Origin of the sequence: Bacillus sp. DE0042, assembly GCF_007680225.1 — a bacterium.
GTDB lineage: Bacteria > Bacillota > Bacilli > Bacillales > Bacillaceae_G > Bacillus_A > Bacillus_A wiedmannii.
Window position 1 is genome coordinate 275974 of sequence record NZ_VEJP01000006.1, and the last position, 19667, is coordinate 295640.

At 35.1% G+C, this 19667-nt stretch carries 15 protein-coding genes and 1 pseudogene; 10 read left to right on the forward strand and 6 right to left on the reverse strand.

What is annotated here, in order from left to right; genetic code table 11:
- Window positions 1-41 precede the first annotated feature (41 nt).
- Window positions 42-482 (reverse strand): DUF1641 domain-containing protein, encoded by a 441-nt coding sequence (locus FS802_RS22050; protein WP_001115312.1) that lies wholly within the window; start codon window positions 480-482, stop codon window positions 42-44.
- Window positions 483-912: 430 nt separating this feature from the next.
- Window positions 913-1260 carry a winged helix-turn-helix transcriptional regulator gene (locus FS802_RS22055; protein WP_000760478.1) on the reverse strand — a complete coding sequence of 116 codons (348 nt, stop codon included), beginning with the start codon at window positions 1258-1260 and terminating at the stop codon, window positions 913-915.
- Window positions 1261-1655: 395 nt separating this feature from the next.
- Between FS802_RS22055 and FS802_RS22060 the strand changes: the two genes are divergently transcribed.
- The 4 genes and pseudogenes from FS802_RS22060 to FS802_RS22075 all read left to right on the forward strand — a co-directional run bounded on the left by FS802_RS22060 (window position 1656) and on the right by FS802_RS22075 (window position 9094).
- A complete protein-coding gene (locus FS802_RS22060; protein WP_176542134.1) occupies window positions 1656-2819 on the forward strand; it encodes an MFS transporter in 1164 nt (387 codons plus the stop codon).
- Window positions 2820-2834: 15 nt separating this feature from the next.
- A complete protein-coding gene (locus tag FS802_RS22065; RefSeq protein ID WP_144525479.1) occupies window positions 2835-3674 on the forward strand; it encodes an aldo/keto reductase in 840 nt (279 codons plus the stop codon).
- Between the two features lie 124 nt (window positions 3675-3798).
- Entirely contained in the window at window positions 3799-4728 is a 930-nt protein-coding gene (locus FS802_RS22070; RefSeq protein WP_144525481.1) for a thioester domain-containing protein, read from the forward strand.
- A 570-nt stretch (window positions 4729-5298) separates the two neighbouring features.
- Window positions 5299-9094 (forward strand): annotated as a pseudogene (locus FS802_RS22075) (putative mucin/carbohydrate-binding domain-containing protein).
- Window positions 9095-9136: 42 nt separating this feature from the next.
- Here the strand turns inward: FS802_RS22075 and FS802_RS22080 are convergent.
- Window positions 9137-9775, reverse strand: a complete 639-nt coding sequence (locus FS802_RS22080) for an NAD(P)-dependent oxidoreductase (RefSeq protein WP_000689918.1) — start codon at window positions 9773-9775, stop codon at window positions 9137-9139.
- Between the two features lie 299 nt (window positions 9776-10074).
- On the opposite strand from FS802_RS22080, the gene FS802_RS22085 reads away from it, so the two are divergent.
- The 4 genes from FS802_RS22085 (at window position 10075) to FS802_RS22100 (ending at window position 16365) form a co-directional block, all read left to right on the forward strand.
- The gene (locus FS802_RS22085) at window positions 10075-11505 is read left to right on the forward strand and encodes an alanine/glycine:cation symporter family protein (protein WP_001022949.1); all 1431 of its coding nucleotides are present in this window, start codon (window positions 10075-10077) and stop codon (window positions 11503-11505) included.
- Between the two features lie 332 nt (window positions 11506-11837).
- The gene (locus FS802_RS22090) at window positions 11838-13280 is read left to right on the forward strand and encodes an alanine/glycine:cation symporter family protein (protein WP_000346396.1); all 1443 of its coding nucleotides are present in this window, start codon (window positions 11838-11840) and stop codon (window positions 13278-13280) included.
- Window positions 13281-13645: 365 nt separating this feature from the next.
- Window positions 13646-14827 (forward strand): NupC/NupG family nucleoside CNT transporter, encoded by a 1182-nt coding sequence (locus FS802_RS22095; RefSeq protein ID WP_000673848.1) that lies wholly within the window; start codon window positions 13646-13648, stop codon window positions 14825-14827.
- A gap of 356 nt (window positions 14828-15183) precedes the next feature.
- Window positions 15184-16365: a NupC/NupG family nucleoside CNT transporter gene (locus FS802_RS22100; RefSeq protein ID WP_000706847.1), complete on the forward strand. Its 1182-nt coding sequence runs from the start codon at window positions 15184-15186 to the stop codon at window positions 16363-16365.
- 43 nt (window positions 16366-16408) lie between these two features.
- Here FS802_RS22100 and FS802_RS22105 read toward each other — a convergent pair whose 3' ends face one another.
- The 3 genes from FS802_RS22105 to FS802_RS22115 form a co-directional block, all read right to left on the reverse strand.
- Entirely contained in the window at window positions 16409-17578 is a 1170-nt protein-coding gene (locus FS802_RS22105; RefSeq protein ID WP_098653602.1) for a DUF418 domain-containing protein, read from the reverse strand.
- A 147-nt stretch (window positions 17579-17725) separates the two neighbouring features.
- Window positions 17726-18232, reverse strand: coding sequence for a ferritin (locus tag FS802_RS22110; RefSeq protein ID WP_000949397.1), 507 nt, complete (start codon window positions 18230-18232; stop codon window positions 17726-17728).
- A gap of 53 nt (window positions 18233-18285) precedes the next feature.
- Window positions 18286-18609: a MazG nucleotide pyrophosphohydrolase domain-containing protein gene (locus tag FS802_RS22115; protein ID WP_098653601.1), complete on the reverse strand. Its 324-nt coding sequence runs from the start codon at window positions 18607-18609 to the stop codon at window positions 18286-18288.
- A 73-nt stretch (window positions 18610-18682) separates the two neighbouring features.
- Here FS802_RS22115 and FS802_RS22120 point away from each other — a divergent pair, with 73 nt between their 5' ends.
- Together FS802_RS22120 and FS802_RS22125 are read left to right on the forward strand one after the other, a co-directional pair.
- Complete coding sequence (locus tag FS802_RS22120; protein WP_098653600.1) at window positions 18683-19261, forward strand: LOG family protein; 579 nt, start codon at window positions 18683-18685, stop codon at window positions 19259-19261.
- 118 nt (window positions 19262-19379) lie between these two features.
- On the forward strand, window positions 19380-19661 hold the full coding sequence (locus tag FS802_RS22125; protein WP_048563497.1) for a hypothetical protein: 282 nt from the start codon (window positions 19380-19382) through the stop codon (window positions 19659-19661).
- Window positions 19662-19667 lie beyond the last annotated feature (6 nt).

Sequence of the window (19667 nt, forward strand, 5' to 3'; positions counted from 1 at the left end):
ATGATATCCCCCGTCTTTACTAATTGTTGTTATAAGTTAAATTATTTATTGTTACGTTCTGCACTAATTTGAAGGTATGCGTTCACAAAGCGGAACATTTTTTGTGCTTGTGGGTCTTTTAGTAATTTTAATAGACCGAACAGGCCGATAACTTCGTTGCTTTCGTCAGCACGATCTTTCGCTTCGATAGCAGTTGCAGCCATGCCTTTCACTGTATCTTTTACAGGTTCTACAAGCTCTGTGATTGCACTAACAGTGTCGCTTTTTAATACTTCATCAGTAGCAACAGTTTGAGCGAAGTCATAAGACTTAGTTAAAATATTAACAAGCTCAGTTAATTTTGGGAGCTGTTCTACTAGTGTTGTTAATGATTCTTGTACCTCAGGTTTTAACAACTGATCAAGTACATCAAGTTGTCCTTGGCTAGCAGAAATTTGTACAGTTTCTTGTTCTGGCTTTGTTTGAGTCATAGTTTCTGGCATCTCCAATTCTCCTTTACGATAGCAATACTCTTATTTTTTATAGGTAAGATAGTAAACGTTTGCGAAACTTTATACAAAGTTTCACAAAGCACAATAAAATGCCTTTAAATTTATGCCAGCAAGTAAGCTGAAATCATAAATCCAAAACCATAATGTCCTACCTATTATTTATGAACTGTCCGATACATGGCTTGTCCGCATAATGGAAAGTTCCTTTATCGGAAAGTGTATATAATATATATCCTATATTATATACTATATACACCTATGTTAACATAAAAATGATTCTTAATTATTTGATATTAAGCGTATAACGTAGTACTGACAAGGCGTGAAAGCGCATAAATTATTTTGATAAGGTAGGAAATGTACGTATATATAAATAAAAAAAGGAAAAAATGGACAAATTTATGTTCATTTTTTCCTTTTTTTATTGTTCACCTTCTGTAATTAGCATCGATGTGTTACCGCTTTTTTCAAGGTGGCATTCGCCCCAAGTACAAAGAGAATCAAGAATGGATTCTAAAGACCAACCGTAGTCTGTAAGAGAATATTCTACTTTCGGTGGTACTTGATTGTATACCTTTCTTTGAATAACTCCGTCTTCTTCTAATTCGCGTAATTGCTGTGTTAACATCTTTTGTGTAATACCAGGCATGAGACGTTTTAATTCACTCGTTCTCTTTGTACCTTTCGTTAAGTGGCAAAGAATAACGACTTTCCATTTTCCGCCGATAACCTCTAAAGTCGCTTCAACGGGAATATTATATTTCTTCATATAAAAAATCTCCTTTGATGAATATAGATTTCAGTTCTCTAACAAAAGAAGCTAAATAATTTAAATGTTACTAAAAAGTACCTATAGCACTTTAAAGTACGTACTTTTTATCGTGTTGAATATGTTCCATAATAGCATATGTAAGAGGGAAATGAGTAGTACGGTACTAAAAAGTGCCTATGTTACTTTTTGGTACCTATCGTACTTTAAAGTGCGTTCTTCAAAAAAAGAGTGAAGCCATTCATAATAGCATATATCAGCAGTAAAGTTATGTTTGTAGAAGATAAAAAGGCCTTTTTATCATACTATTATGATTGGATTTCTCGCATTAAGGAGGAGTTCAATTGAATTCATATACAGTATCTTCTTCGGCAGTACAGACGAATCGAAGAAGTATGTTTGCTTTATTAGCACTAGCAATTAGTGCGTTTGGAATTGGTACAACCGAATTTATTAGTGTCGGTTTATTACCATCTATTTCAGAGGATTTACATGTTTCTGTTACAACAGCGGGTTTAACCGTTTCTTTATATGCATTAGGAGTAGCGTTTGGTGCCCCAGTATTAACGTCGTTAACAGCTAGTATGTCGCGAAAGACGTTATTAATGTGGATTATGATTATTTTCATTATTGGTAATGGAATTGCGGCAGTGGCAACAAGTTTTACTGTGTTACTTATCGCGAGGGTTGTATCTGCGTTTGCGCATGGTGTTTTTATGTCGATAGGATCCACAATTGCGGCTGCGCTTGTACCAGAGAATAAACGTGCAAGTGCAATTGCATTTATGTTTACTGGTTTAACTGTTGCGACCATTACAGGTGTACCGATTGGAACATTTATCGGTCAACAATTTGGTTGGAGAGCATCGTTTATGGTAATTGTGGCAATTGGAATCGTTGCCTTAATCGCTAACAGTATGCTGATTCCGTCTAACTTGAAAAAAGGTACATCCGTATCATTTCGTGATCAATTCAAACTGATTACGAATGGAAGACTATTACTTGTATTTACTATTACTGCATTAGGGTACGGGGGGACATTCGTAACATTTACGTATTTATCTCCGCTATTACAAGAAGTAACAGGATTTAAATCAAGTACCGTTACAATTATTTTGTTAGTGTACGGAATTGCAATTGCGATTGGGAATATGGTTGGCGGAAAATTATCAAATCATAATCCGATTCGAGCATTATTTTACATGTTCTTTATTCAAGCGATTGTATTATTTGTTTTAACATTTACAGCACCATTTAAAGTCGCTGGACTCATCACAATTATTTTTATGGGACTATTTGCGTTTATGAATGTTCCAGGGCTACAAGTGTATGTCGTTATCTTGGCTGAGAGATTTGTTCCAAGTGCTGTTGATGTTGCATCAGCGATTAACATTGCAGCATTTAACGCAGGAATTGCTCTTGGTGCTTACTTGGGCGGTATTGTAACGAACTCGTTAGGGTTAATTCATACGGCCTGGGTAGGAGGCATTATGGTAGTAGGTGCTGTTATTTTAACAGCGTGGAGTATGACATTAGAAAAAAGAGATCAAGTGAAATAAGGGAGAGAAAATATAATGAAAAATTTACAAAGTACAACAACATTGCATAACGCTGTAGAAATGCCTTGGTTCGGTTTAGGTGTATTTAAAGTAGAAGATGGACCAGAACTTGTAGAAGCAGTAAAATCGGCGATTAAAGCAGGATACCGCAGTATCGATACAGCTGCGATTTATGGAAACGAGAAAGCTGTAGGAGAAGGAATTCGCGCTGGTATAAAAGAAGCAGGGATTTCTCGAGAAGATTTATTTATTACTTCAAAAGTGTGGAATGCAGATCAAGGATATGAAACGACATTTGCTGCATATGAAGAGAGCTTAAAAAAATTAGAGCTAGATTATTTAGATTTATATCTTGTTCATTGGCCTGTAGAAGGGAAATACAAAGATACGTGGAGAGCATTAGAAACACTTTATAAAGAAGAACGCGTACGTGCAATTGGCGTAAGTAACTTCCAAGTTCATCACTTACAAGATGTAATGAAAGATGCGGAAATCAAGCCAATGATTAACCAAGTAGAATACCACCCTCGTTTGACACAAAAAGAATTACAAGCTTTCTGTAAAGAACAAGGTATCCAAATGGAAGCATGGTCACCATTAATGCAAGGTCAATTATTAGATAACGAAACATTACAAGCAATTGCTGAGAAACACGGTAAAACGACAGCTCAAGTTATTTTACGTTGGGATCTTCAAAATGGAGTAATCACAATTCCGAAATCAACGAAAGAACACCGTATCATTGCAAACGCTGATGTGTTTAACTTTGAATTAACGAAAGAAGATATGGAGAAAATCGATGCGTTAAATGAAAATCATCGTGTTGGTCCAGATCCTGATAACTTTGATTTCTAAACTTATAGTGGAGAGAAAGAGTGCAAACAGTTTGCACTCTTTTTTGTTTTGTTTATGCATAAAAAAAGTTTCTAACTAAATAATAAACAGAAGAAAATTTGTTATTTCATAAGGGGTTGTAAACATGAATATAAAAAGATCTTTCAAGCTAATGGCCGCTTTTTTGAGTGTTTTATTTGTATTTGCGAACTTATTATTTCCACTTCAACAAGCATTCGCGGAAGTTATGGATCATACAAAGTATGAAATGGATTGGAGTTATAGTAAGTCAAAGAAGAAACCAATTCGAACAGAGCTTATTAAAACGGCAGATGGTAAAATTGCCTTTTGCTTAAATGTAGATTTGAAATCTCCAAGCGGTCAAGATTTACCGGAAATGGGGAAAGTGGATATTAATGTGTATCGTGTACTATTAAATGGATATCCACAAAAGAGCCCACAAGAATTAGGTGTTTCTGATTGGAGAGAAGCGCATTATGCAACGCAGCTTGCAGTATGGAATGCATTAAAACAAATCGATATTAATGATTTAGATTTTCGAAATAAAAATGTAGAAAAGGTAACGAAAGATATCGTTGCAAAGGCAAGCGCTAGTGAAGAATTACAAGAAATTACGATGAGTGTCGTGCCGTCAGAAGAGCAACAAGCAGTGTTGAAAAATGATTTCTTTGAAACAGGTTTATATACAGTAGAAACAAATGCGAAAAGCGGAACGTATAAAGTGCAAGCAACAGGTGCACCAGAAGGCGCGAAATTTGTAAATGAAAAGGGCGAAGCAAAAACGGAATTCAATGTAGGAGAAAAGTTCCGCATCTTAATTCCGAAACAAACACCAGCTGGTGGGTTTAGCTTTAAAGTATCAGGGAATTTAACGAAATTACAAGGAATTGCGCATAAAGGCACACCAACAATTCAAAATGCGGTTGTATTACTTGAGCGTAGTGAAGAAAAAACAAGTCCGGAGTTATCGGTAAGTTGGAAAACAACAAATGGTCATGATAATAATAAACCACACACTCCAAATGAACCGCATAAACCGAATCAAAAGAGATAAAGAAAAAGCATTGGCGTTTGCCAGTGCTTTTTTATATGAATGATAAAATTATATTAGGAAAATTAAATGTAGGATGAAATTACTGTTTATACAGTTTAAACTCTATTTAGAAATAATATAAATATATTAAAATTCAAACGTTACAATTAATAGATTATATTCGCGGAATTGTAACATTATTCCGATTGAAAAGGCTATCAAACAGTGTAGAAAGCGTGTAAAATTCAGTTGGAAAAACTACCTATAGATGGTCATATATGAAGAAAATGTAAGTTCCTATTGTTATTTGTATTTATACATGTATAGATGACAAGACTAAAAATCTTTTACTATTCTCTTTTTATGTAGACAGAGAACTCATCACAAGTAGAGGGAAGTGAGGAGGATACAGTACATAAAAATTTTTACAATGTAATAAAGCGAATACATTGAAAGGAATGCGGTAGTAAATGATGTAGGTGTGCGAGGTGTTAGTCTATTCGTTAAATGTTTTTATAAAAATAATAGGATTATTTATTAAATGAATATATAGGATAGTTTCTCTAAATAAAGGAACAGGGGATACAGATTATGTCGAAGAAACAGAGTAGTAGGGTATTAGTGGCTGGAATATGTATATCTACATTATTATCGCCAGTAGCTTTTGAAGCATCGAAAGGATATGCGGCGCCTTTGGAAGATGTTAAAGGTGGGAGTTTGGAAGAGAACAAATTTGAGCAAAGGACGTTTCATTTGCCTGGAAAAGGGGATTTAGAAGCGGAAACAAACCGTTTAAAAGTAAGTTTTCATCTTTCTGCTAATGAACCAACTGGAATTTATGCAAAGGAAAATGAAGAGATTGCAATTGAAATAAAAGGAACGCAGTCTATTCAAGCTTTTATTGGAACAAGATCATATGATGAAAAAGAACCTGAAAAGTTTGAGTTAAAACCGGGAAAAAATGTTATTTCATCGCCGAATGGTGGTATTTTATATTTTTATAATATGAATAAAGAAGGGGAAGTAATAGCTTCTGTTACGAATGGTGGTAGCCATTTTCCTTTGTTTATTTTAGGTAAGCATACGAAAAAAGATTTTGATGAAATGTTGAAGAAATATAAGGATCCTTATGCAGTTGAATTAAAAGGTGAGAGAAGTTTAATTACTGCGAGTTATAATGCTGTTCAAGATCATATGAACGGTACAGATCCAACAAAGCTAATGAAATTACACGATAAGATTATTCGTCTGGAAAATGCAGTAGCAGGATTATCTGAGGACGGTATTGGAGTCGCGAAATCTCCAAATCATTACGTTCAGTTTGTTGAAGAACGAAAGCCTGATGAAGATGATTATATGTTCGCAACAGATTATCGTACAGCATATATCCCAAAAGTAATGAATAGAGTATTGGATTTAGAAGTACTTGAAAAGGATGGTTGGGGACCATGGCATGAAGTTGGACATTTACATCAACAAAGGCCTTGGGACTGGGATGCTGTTGGGGAAGTAACAGTTAACATTTATTCTTTAGCAGTACAAAAAGCATTAGGGAATAAACTAGACATGGAGGATCATTATAAAAAATCATTTGAGTATTTAGAAAGACCTATAGAAGAAAGAATAATTGATAATTTCGATCCGCTTACAATGTTTTGGCAATTAAATGTAGTGTACGGAGAACATTTTTATCCTACATTGCATCAAGCTTATCGTTTGTTATCTGAAGAGGAAATGCCTACTTCTGATGAAGAGAAAAAGCAAATGTTTATTTATATGACATCAAAAGTGGCGGGGCAAAATTTAGTTCCTTTCTTTGAGGAATGGGGATTAACTCCAAATGATGAGACTAGAGAAAAAATAGAGAAATTAAATTTACCTAAATTAGAAAAAGAAATATGGAAAGCAACAGATAGTAACGATATTCGTGAAAAACAAGTTACGCCATATGAAGTTCCATATGGTGAAGCATTTAATGTGGAGCAAGACCTTGTAGTAGGTACGGATTTTGATGAGAATTTAGCAAGTCAACTGGTTCAAAATCTAGGTGAGAATGTAAAAGTAACAGGTAAGATTATTTGGCCTAGATTAGAGAATGGAAAACAGGAAGTATTAGTAGAAATTGGAGACGAGAAAGGGAATAAAAATTTAATTCCTGTTCCAATCAATGCTCGTTATGGGGATACTATGGTAATTAAAGGTTTTGGTGATGAAGTGAATTCTGTTATAGCACTTCTTCATAATGAAAAGAAAATTGATGTTGTTTTCGAGGGTAATGCATTGCATCAGCGATTTAAAAATGAAAAATATGTAGAGATTACAGTATACGATAAAGAAGGTAATGAAAAGAAAAATATTTCTGTAGAGGGACAAGAAAGTTCAAAAAAATTGCTGCGCAATTGAAGGAGTTTGAATTCCAATATGGGGACGTCGTGAGAGTATTTCATGCGGAACCGGATCGTTTTAGTTGGTATCAAAACGACAAACTGGTAAATCCAGCAGAGAATAAAAAAGAAAAGTTTTTCAAAATTACTCCGCAAGGATTTGAATTAAAAGACGGTTTGCAAGAAGTAAAAGCTGTGCCACAAAAAGTAGTAATCGGAACAAATAGCGAAGCATTAGATGCGAAGAAGTTTGTTGAAGTAAAAGATGGAGAAGTAATTGGTTTTGTAGAGAAACCAAATACAACGAAACTAGGTGAACAAAAAGTAAAAGTAGAAACGAAAGACCGTTTTGGAAATAAGCAAGTAACGGAAGTACCTGTAGAAGTGATTTATGGAGATAGCATTGCTTATATAGGATATAACATGAAATCGCATCAGTTGTAACATTAAAGCATGAAGAGAAGAAATTACATGCGACTGAAATGGATGAACAAATTCATGAGTATTTTAATAAAGAACAATATATAGGAATTACGTTATATGATCAAAACGGAACTGAGAAAAAACATGTAACAGCAGAAGGACAAGAAACTTCAAAGAATTTTGCTGAACAAGTGAATGGACTGCAATATGAATATGGGGACGTTGTGAAAGTATTTCATGCAGAACCAGACCGTTTGAAATGGTATCAAAATAATAACTTTGCTGGTCAAGGTGAGAAAGAGGGAGTAAAAGAACTATTCTTCAAAGTGACAGAAAAAGGTTTTGAGAGAATGGATATGTTGCAAGAAGTAAAAGCGGTTCCACAAAAAGTAGTAATCGGAACAAATAGCGAAATGTTAGACGCGAAGAAATTTGTGGAAGTAAAAGGTGGAGAAGTAGTAGGGTTTGTAGAAAAACCAGACACAACGAAAATCGGTGAACAACAAGTGAAAGTAGAAACGAAGGATATATTTGGAAATAAGAAAGTGACAGAAGTTCCTCTAACAGTAACATATGGAGATAGCCTACTTGTATATGGATTAAGTTATGGTGCCGACGATATGAAATCAATTGTAACTTTGCATCATGATACGAAAAAACTGAGTGCGACAGATACAAAGAACCTAATTCATGATTACTTTAAAGATGAAAAGTATTTTGAATTCACATTGTACGATAAAGAAGGAACAGTGAAGAAAAATATAGTGGTAAAAGGTTTAGAGAATACGCAAGAATTTGCTAAGGAAGTAAATGGACTTGCATTTGAGTATGGCGATGTAGTGAAAGCATATCATGCGGAATCTTCTCGTTTACATTGGTATCAAAAAGATGTATATGTGGGCGAAGGAAAAAGTAAAGAGATAAAGGAATTAGTCTTCAAAATCACTGAAAATGGATTTGAAAGATTAGACGGTGAGCAAACAGTAAAAGCAAATCCGCAGCAAGTAGTAATCGTAACAAATAGCGAAACGCTAGATGCGAAGAAATTTATTGAAGTACAGGGTGGAGAAGTAGTAGGTTTTGTAGGGAAACTAGATACGACAAAAATTGGTCAGCAAACAGTGAAAGTAGAAACGAAAGATCGATTTGGAAATAAGAAAGTGACGGAAGTTCCTGTAGAAGTGACATATGGGGATAGTCTAGTCTATCAAGGTGTGTCCGATGTTACACGTTCTATTATTACGTTAAATCATGATGAAAAGAAGTTACATGCAACATTTACGAATGATGTGATTCATTATCGTTTTGTGAACGAAGAGTATATAGGCTTTGCGATTTATGATCAAAATGGGAATAAGAAAAAGCATATATCAGCGGAAGGGCAAGAAACTTCAAAGAATTTTGCGGAACAGGTAAATGTTACTTCATTTGAGTATGGTGATGTAGTAAAAGTGTATCATGCAGAACCAAGTCGTCTGAAATGGTATAAAAAGAATGAGTTAGCAGAACAAGTGGCTTCAACAGAAGTTGAATTTAAAATCACTCAAAGTGGATTAGAGCTAGTAAAGAAAACATTGTAATAAAAAATGCGCGTAGATGTTGGGTCTACGCGCATTTTTGTATTATTCAGCTTCAGAAACAACTGTGAAGCGTTCGTTTAGGTGTTTCGGATTTTCGATTTCATCAAGTGCTGCAACTGCGAAGTCTTCGTAACTTACGTAGCTATCACCTTTTGCGTTAACAAGAAGGTTGTCTTTGCCAGCTGTATAAGAGCCTGTGCGTTTTCCTAATGCAAATAGTGCAGAAGGGCTGATGAATGTCCAAGTAATATCGTTAGTTTGTTGCAGAATTTCTAAGTTTTTTCCTTGGTTTTGAGCTGTTGCAAGGTATTCATTTGGGAAACCTGGCGTATCAAATACACGCGTTGTTTTCTCTTCGTCTACAAATAAGCTTCCAGCGCCGCCAACTACAAGTAATTTTGTGTTAGGTGCACCTTTCATAGCTTCAATTAGTACGTTTCCTGCATCTACGTGAAGATGTTCTTCTCCTGCTGGAGCGCCGAATGCATTTACAACTACGTCAAATGCTTGTAGGTCATTGGATGTAAGAGAGAAAACATCTTTCTCTAAAACCTTTACGTTTTTTTCTGTAATTTTCGCGGCGTTTCTTACGATTGCAGTTACTTCATGTCCGCGATCTAATGCTTCTTTTAAAATACGACTTCCTGCTTTACCAGTTGCTCCGATGATTCCGATTTTCATAATAAATCCCTCCAAAGTGTTTTGTTAAAGTGCATATCTGAAAGTAAATGAATTTGTTGTAATAAGGTTTGTTACAACCTGATGTAATCATTATAGTTACAGGTTGGTGTTTTTGTCAATGGGGTAGTTTGTAGATTTACTTTTTGTTTAGTATGCACAGTTAGAGGAAGGAGAGTCGTAAAGATATTGTTACTTCGTGTCTGGCTAATATTTGGAAAATGCAAATTGTCGAAAAATGTTGATTTTTAAATGTTTTTTAAATATAATTCGTTTTATGGAGAAAAGGAGGGGTTAATTGTATGAATATTTTAGAGCAATTTGTTTCATCAACGAATACAATTCTTTGGTCATATATTCTTATTGCAATGTTAATTGGTTTAGGTCTTTATTTTTCTATTAAATTGAAATTCGTACAAATTACTCATTTAGGGGAAATGGTTCGACTAATGAGTGATGGATTAACTGGAAAGACGCGTAAAAAAGGTAGTGTATCTTCTTTCCAAGCGTTCTGTATGAGTTCAGCAGCTCGTATTGGAATCGGGAACTTAGCGGGCGTAGCGTTAGCTATTTCTATGGGAGGACCTGGAGCAGTATTTTGGATGTGGGTTATTGCAATTGTCGGAGCGTCTTCAAGTTTCGTGGAAAGTACGCTTGCACAAATTTATAAAATAAAAGATGGCAGTGGCTTCCGTGGTGGTCCTGCTTATTATATGGAAAAAGGTTTAAATAAACGTTGGATGGGAATTTGGTTCTCTATCCTTATTACAATTAGTTACGGATTAATTTTCAACTCCGTACAAGCAAATACAGTTACATTAGCATTTAAAAACGCTTTTGGTATTGAGCGTTACGTTGTTGGGATTGTATTAGCAGTATTAGTTGCGGTTATTATTTTTGGTGGCGTGAAAAGTATCGCGCGTATGTCTGAAATGATCGTTCCGCCAATGGCACTTATTTATATTGCAGTAGCAATTTTCGTTGTTATTAAAAATTATTATTTAATACCGGATATGTTTACAGAAATCTTTAAAGGTGCATTCGGTTTAGATTCAGCTGTAGGTGGCGGTATTGGTGCTGCGATGAAATATGGTATTCAGCGCGGATTATTTGCGAATGAAGCAGGTATGGGTAGTGCGCCGAACGCGGCAGCAACAGCGGATGTAACACATCCAGCGAAACAAGGATTTATTCAAACAATTGGAGTATTAGTAGATACATTTTTAGTATGTACATCAACAGCATTTATCGTACTATGTTCTGGTGCATATAAAGCAACAAATTTAGAAGGTATTGAATTAACGCAAGTTGCGTTAAGTTCACAAATTGGTTCGTGGGCAAGTAGCTTCTTGGCGATTATTATTTTCTTATTCGCTTTCAGTTCACTTCTAGGAAACTACTATTATGGTGAAACGAACATTGAATTCATTAAACAAAGTAAAACTTGGTTAACGATTTACCGTATTGCGGTAGTGGGAATGGTATTATTTGGTTCTGTTGCGACGCTTCAAGTTGTATGGAATATGGCGGATTTATTTATGGGACTAATGGTAATCACAAACTTAATTGCGATTACACTTCTTGGACGATTTGCATACGCTGCATTGGCGGACTATGTAAGGCAAAAGAAACAAGGGAAAGATCCAGTCTTCAGTGCAGATTCTATTCCTGGTTTAACGAATACAGAGTGTTGGGATAAGCCGACGGTAACGGATAAAGAAAAAGCAGTGTAATGAAAAGGTGAGCATCGAGATAAATTCGATGCTCGCCTTTTTTGTTGTAGTAAATGATGAAAAGGGTGAGAGGTAATTAGTAATATAATTTTTGTTTGTTCATTCCTCTCGTTATTTGTAGAGAACGCACTGTCTTAAAAGTATGACCGGTCGAATGGGATGAGTGATTGAGTATTGGATAAATGCACGTACTGGTTATATTTTACGTAAAAAAACATATATGTTAAGAAGTTTAACGCGACCATGTTATAAAACCTAACATAAAGTTCTTGATTACTAAAAGTTTTTAGAATATAATTTTCTTATTGTTAGGAAGAGGGGGTAATGCAATTATGGATTTTTTAGCTAAGGTAATTGGGGATGTAAATAATGTCCTTTGGTCATATATCATTATTGCGATGTTAATTGGGTTAGGGCTTTACTTTTCATTTCGTGTGAAATTTGTCCAAGTTCGTTACTTCGGTGAAATGATTCGTTTGCTTGGGGATGGGGCAAGTTCGAAAACGAGGAAAGCTCAAAAAGAGAAGAGCGGTGTATCATCGTTCCAGGCTTTTTGTATGAGTACAGCATCTCGTGTAGGTACTGGTAACTTAGCTGGTGTAGCTATCGCAATCTCAGCAGGTGGACCAGGAGCGGTATTTTGGATGTGGTTAATTGCGGTAATTGGGGGTGCTTCTGCATTTGTAGAGAGCACATTAGCACAAATTTATAAAGTAAAAGATGGGAATGCATTCCGTGGTGGTCCAGCGTATTATATGGAAAAGGGTTTAAAGAAACGCTGGCTAGGAGTTGTCTTCTCTGTTCTAATAACAGTTAGTTTCGGATTAATTTTCAACGCCGTGCAGTCAAACACAGTAGCGGCGGCTTTTGATGGAGCATTTAACACAGATGGTAAGTTTGTAGGTCTGTTTATGGCTGGTTTACTTGCAATCATTATCTTCGGCGGAGTAAAACGTATTGCACGTGCGGTTGAAATGATTGTTCCAGTAATGGCAATTATATATGTAGCAGTGGCATTATTCGTTGTTGTAACAAACATTACGGCAATTCCGTATGTATTTAAAGAAATTTTCTTACATGCTTTCGGAATTAAAGAAGTAGTAGGTGGGGGATTAGGAGCTGCGATTTTACTAGGGGTAAAACGTGGATTATTCTCAAATGAAGCAGGTATGGGTAGTGCGCCGAACGCAGCTGCAACTGCAAACGTAACGCACCCAGTTAAACAAGGTTTCATTCAAACTTTAGGGGTATTTACAGATACATTATTAATTTGTAGTTGTACAGCATTTATCATTTTATTATCAGATGTGCCTGGAGCGGCTGATTTAAACGGAATTCAATTAACGCAACAAGCATTAAGTCAACATATCGGACCGTGGGCTTCTATATTTGTAGCAGTTGCAATCTTCTTGTTTGCATTTAGTTCATTAGTAGGTAACTACTACTATGGTGAAACGAATATTGAATTCTTAAATGGAAGTAAAGTGTTATTAAATGCATACCGCATTGCTGTACTTGGTATGGTTGTTTTAGGATCTGTAGCAACAATTCAAATCGTTTGGGATTTAGCAGATTTATTTATGGGGATTATGGCTGTTATTAACTTAGTGGCGATCGTATTTCTTTCTAAGTATGCTTTCGCGGCATTATCAGATTACGTTAAGCAAAAGAAACAGGGAAAAGATCCAGTATTCTATGCGGAGTCTATTCCAGGTTTGAACAATACAGAGTGCTGGGATAAGCCAGCAGTAGCTGATAAAGAAAAAGCAGTATAATGAGGTGAGCATCAAGTGAAACTTGATGCTCATTTTTTTGTTTTATCCTGCTATTTGTGAACAGTAAAACTCTCGATTGATACGGGCTAATAATCAGTGGGGATGATACTGATTAAAGTTTCGCTATATAATGTAAAAGACGAACATTCATGAACGTTTTATAATAAAATGTAATTTTTTTAAGAAAAATGCGGATATGAGTTGTGATTTATGTTAGAATGGAAAATGCCTTTGAAACAAGAGGTTTTATGATCTTTCCTATCCGATTGAAGGTTTTAGAGGAGAAATGGAAAGTTCGGATTATTTCTTATTTTGAATGGTCAGACGTTCAACGTTAATGAAGAGTTAAATGGAGGATTTTATTAATGAAGTTTGTTATGTTTCTTGTAGGATTGCTCGTTGTATTCGTACTCGGTTTTCTTATAAGTGCCGATCGAAAGAAGATTAAGTATAAACCAATCGCAATTATGCTTGTTATTCAGCTAGCGTTAAGTTATTTCTTATTAAATACGCAAGTTGGTTATATTTTAGTAAAAGGAATTTCAGATGGATTTGGCGCGCTTCTTGGATATGCGGAAGCTGGAATCGTTTTCGTATTTGGCGGTCTTGTTAATAAAGGAGAGGTTTCATTCTTCTTAACAGCGTTATTACCAATCGTATTCTTTGCCGTTTTAATCGGAATTCTGCAACACTTTAAAATTTTACCGATATTTATTCGTGCTATTGGTACTGCGCTAAGTAAAGTAAATGGTCTAGGAAAACTAGAATCATATAACGCAGTAGCAGCTGCCATTGTTGGGCAAGCGGAAGTATTTATTACAGTAAAAGATCAATTAAGTAAAATCCCAAAACATCGTTTATATACATTATGTGCATCTTCCATGTCGACAGTATCAATGTCAATCGTAGGTTCTTATATGAAAATGATCGAACCGAAATATGTAGTAACAGCACTTGTATTAAATTTATTTAGTGGTTTCATTATTATTCATATTATTAACCCGTACGATATTACAGAAGAAGAAGATACACTGAAATTAGAAAATAAGAAAAAACAGTCATTCTTTGAAATGCTAAGTGAATATATTATGCTTGGTTTCACAATCGCGATTACAGTAGCGGCAATGTTACTTGGTTTCGTAGCATTAATTACAGCAATTAATAGCTTGTTTGATTCAATGTTCGGTATTACATTCCAAGCTATTTTAGGATACATTTTCTCACCATTAGCATTCGTAATGGGTATCCCGCAAGCAGAGATGGTAACAGCTGGACAAATTATGGCAACAAAATTAGTATCAAATGAGTTTGTTGCGATGCTGGATCTTGGAAAAGTAGCTGGTGATTTATCAGCTCGTACAGTTGGTATTCTTTCTGTATTCCTTGTATCATTTGCGAACTTCTCATCAATCGGAATTATCGCAGGTGCAACGAAAGGTATCGATGAAAACCAATCAAATGTTGTATCATCATTCGGTCTACGCCTTGTGTACGGTGCGACATTAGTAAGTATTCTATCAGCGATTATCGTTGGTGTTATGTTATAAAAAAAAGGTTGGCTCTAGCTCATAGCTAGGGCTATTTTTTTTATGGTAAATTTGCATGAAAAACCCAATTAATTAGGAATATATTAACATATAAAAATCTTTTAAAATTTATATTGCATTTCGCCTAGATAACGCTTACAATTTGATTTGTAGGTGGTATCAATTTCAGACTTTCAAGTATGGTAGGAGAGAAGAAGCTACCTTTTATAAATTGCAATTTATGTAAACGCTTACTGATTTTAGAAAACAGTTGAATAATATTTAGGGGTTTTAAATTTTTTTAACATCAATGGTCAGACGTCATTCGTTATACGTTATACGACCGATAATTCGTGGGAGAAGTGGAGGATTCACATATGAAGATCGTAATGTTTCTAGTCGGTTTACTTGTAGTATTTGTACTAGGGTTCCTTATCAGTTCAGATCGTAAGAAAATTAAATATAAACCAATTGCACTTATGCTTGTCATTCAATTGGTACTTGCGTATTTCTTACTAAATACAAAGGTCGGATTTGTATTAGTAAAAGGGATTGCAGATGGGTTTGGAGCTATTTTAAAATTTGCGGAAGCAGGGGTTAATTTCGTATTTGGTGGTCTAGCAAATGATGGACAAGCACCATTCTTCTTAACAGTATTATTACCAATTATTTTCTTAGCAGTATTAATTGGGATCTTACAACACATTAAAGTATTACCAATTATCATTCGTGCAGTCGGTTTCCTATTAAGTAAAATTAACGGCTTAGGAAAACTAGAATCATATAATGCAGTAGCAGCTGCAATCGTTGGTCAAGGTGAAGTATTCATTACAGTAAAAGATCAACTAAGCAAATTACCGAAAAATCGTTTATACACACTTTGTGCATCTTCCATGTCAACAGTATCGATGTCAATCGTCGGTTCTTACATGAAAATGATTGATCCAAAATATGTAGTAACAGCACTTGTATTAAACTTATTTAGTGGATTCATTATCGTTCATATTATTAATCCATATGAAGTGAAAGAAGAAGACGATATTTTAGAATTACAAGAAGATAAAAAACAAACATTCTTTGAAATGTTAGGCGAATATATTATGCTTGGTTTCTCTATCGCTGTAACAGTAGCGGCGATGTTAATCGGTTTCGTAGCATTAATTACAGCAATTAACGGTGTATTCGATTCAATTTTTGGAATCACATTCCAAAGCATTTTAGGATATGTCTTCTCACCATTAGCATTCGTAATGGGTATTCCAACATCAGAGATGCTAACGGCAGGACAAATTATGGCAACGAAATTAGTAACGAACGAATTCGTTGCAATGCTTGACCTTGGAAAAGTAGCTGGTGATTTATCAGCTCGTACAGTAGGTATTTTATCTATCTTCCTTGTATCATTTGCAAATTTCTCATCAATCGGAATTATCGCAGGTGCAACGAAGAGTATCGATGGCAAACAAGCAAACGTTGTATCTTCATTCGGATTAAAACTTGTATACGGTGCAACGTTAGTAAGTATATTATCAGCGATTATCGTTGGGGTTATGCTTTAATAAATTAAGAGAAGCAATGAGCGTAGGCTCATTGCTTTTTTATTTAACTTGCTCTATCTAAGTCTCTTTTAAATTGTGGTTTCTCCAAATAAGTTCCAAGCCTCCATATATACTCAACAGGACCCATTCGATATTTTCGCAGCCAATATGTGCTAACAAATAATTGAATTGTATAGATTCCAATCGTTAAAAGAATACCGAAGAAATATCCTATTTTACCGAATAAGCCAAAGCCGTATGCGTAAAAAATTGTTGTTGTGATAATAGACTGGGCTAAATAATTACTAACCGACATTTTTCCCATATTGGCCATATATGTTAGTAGACGGGTTGCTTTTTTGTAATGGAATAATAAAATAATTGTGCTTCCGTAAAAGAAGGTCATGGTTACTGGTGTAAGGCCGTCTTGTAACATAAGTAAAATAGGATGTTTAACGAACATAGCTGAAGTTTTGATTGTAAAAGAGAAAATACAAGTAAGAATCCAGACCTTTTTGACAGCAGAGATATGCTTATCAATCTCAAATAACCATCCTTTTTTTCCTACGTACATACCGATTAAGAAGAGTGGAGATAGGAAAATGAGTGTGAAAAGTGTTATAAAGGTTAATCCGAAGAAACCGTCAATGCCTATATATTCGAAAGGATTTTCAGTTAACCTAAAGTTGACATGATCCATATAGCTTCCAGTCTCATGAACTTTATGTTCTTTTTCAATATAAGGAGCAAAATCAGTAACATTTGTATTTGGGTCAGTTGAATAAGTCATAAGTGTAAGGAGTGCGAGTAGAATAGTTGCCCAAATTAATAATGTTTTTGGCTTTCTGTTTATAAACATCAGTAAGAAAATCCCGATGAGGCCATATGAGAATAAAATATCCCCGGACCAAATGAGCACGCCGTGAATAAAACCTAGTAGTAAAAGAATAAGAATACGACGTAAATATGTAGGGGAAAACTTTTTTCCTTTTGCGACAATGCTTTTTTGTAACAAAATAATGCTAAGACCAAATAAAAAAGAGAATAAAGAAATGAAATTTTGTGTGCCAAAAAATTGAATAAACCAATTAGCACCTTTATCGAGTCCGCCAAATATATAGGATGGTTTTTCATTAGCGAAGAACCCGAATTGAATTAATGTTATATTAACAAGTAAAATACCAAATAAAGCAAAACCACGCATTGCATCAACAACTTCTACACGTTGATTCATTTTTTCTCTCCTTTTATATTATTTTATATTGAAAATAATACCATTTTATAGTTGGCACTATGTCAAATACGAGGAAATTTAAGGTGATTTTAAGCTAAAGAGAAAATAAAAAATCACCTTAATACATTCATTAAGGTGATTGAAATACTATTCAGCTGGAGGCGTAAATGTACGTTTCTCTAATTCAGCATCTAGCATAAATAGTGCGTTTGAATCGCTTGTAATACGTTTTAATTTTTGGATGATGCTATCGAATGAAGATTCTTCTTCTACTTGCTCATCGACGAACCATTTTAAGAATGTAATTGTTGCATGCTCACGCTCATCCCAAGCGATATCAGATAAGTTGTAAATACGCTTCGTTACTTCACGCTCGTGCTCAAGTGCTACTTCAAAAGCGTTCAGTACAGATTCATATACGTTATTTGGATTATCAAATCCAGTAATAATAGCGCGCTCACCGCGGTCATTAATGTAGTTGTAAAGCTTCATTGCGTGGAAACGTTCTTCTTCAGCTTGTACAAGGAAAAAGTTAGCGAATCCATCATAGCTCTCAGATGTACAGTAAGCAGCCATTGCCATATAAGCGTGGGCAGAGTAAAATTCAAAGTTCATTTGATCGTTTAATGCGTCGTGCAATTTTTTAGATAACATAAAATCCCCCTTAGTATTGTGACAAGAATATTATACCATAATTGATAATATTCTCATTTGGATACTTCGAACCTTTTCGAAAGCTTTGTGACGTGAGCCTCCATAATGTCTTGTAAATCTAAATCATATTTTTTTGAAAGAATAATAAGATTAGATAGTACATCACCAAGTTCTTCTTTTAACTCTTGTTTTAGTTCTTCTTCTGTTTTCACTTTTTCGTCAGGACGATCACGGCCAATTTCGATTGCGCGAACAACGCGTGAAACTTCTCCAACTTCCTCTGTTAAGAAATTTAAGCGAATAAAGGAATTATACTGTGACCAGCTTCGTTTTTCGTAAAATTCCTCCACCCATCTTTGAAATGCGACGATATCCATTTCTTCCTCATCCCTTCAATATGTTGTACAATGTTCATTGTATCATAACAATATATAGTTTCGGGGTGTAGGAATGAGAAAGATTTGTGTGTTTGCAGGTTCCAACTTAGGGGAGAGACCAGAATTTAAAGAGCAGGCAATAGCGTTAGGAAAAATGTTTGTTGAGAGCGATTATGAGCTTGTATACGGTGGTTCTTGCGTTGGATTAATGGGAGAAGTGGCAAACGAAGTTCTTCGCTTAGGCGGACGTGTAACAGGTGTTATGCCACGCGGTCTATTCCGAGGAGAAATTGTTCATACAGGGCTAACAGAATTAATTGAAGTAGAAACGATGCACGAACGTAAAGCGAAAATGGCAGAGCTTGCGGATGCTTTTATTGCATTACCAGGCGGATACGGAACGTTTGAAGAGCTATTTGAAGTAGTATGTTGGTCGCAAATTGGTATACATAATAAGCCGGTTGGTTTATTGAACATAAAAGGCTTTTATGGACCAATTCTGCAAATGGTTGAGCGTGCAGCAGAAGAAGGATTTATGAATCCATCAAATAAAGAGTTGATCGTTTCAGCTGAGACGGCAGATAAACTAATTCATGCAATCCAAAATTATGAGCGTCCTGTTTTAGGAACGAAGTGGAAGCAGCTATCATAATACAATTTTATAGATATTTTTGGAAACACATGTCATTTTACTTTGAAAAGGCATGTGTTTTTAATTTGGTTAAATATGTTAATGTTGAGATATAATGTTTTTGGAAAAGGAGAAATAGATGGAGGAGTTTGTGTATTTACGTCCTGTTTTTAAAAGTATATTAGCAGCATCTATTCTTGTTATGCTAATTGTTTCAACACAAAAGAAAGAGCTAATTAATGAATTTTCGCTTTGGTTTATTTCGATATTGTGTATTGGTGTTGCCGCGATAACGTTGTTTATGTCGGGATTTATCGTTGATGAGTATAGTCTAGCTGGGGATGTACAGAGTTTTAGCATGTTTATTGCAATTGGTTGTATTAGCGGTTTGAATTTTATTATTTATTATAGACGGCAATAAAAGAAG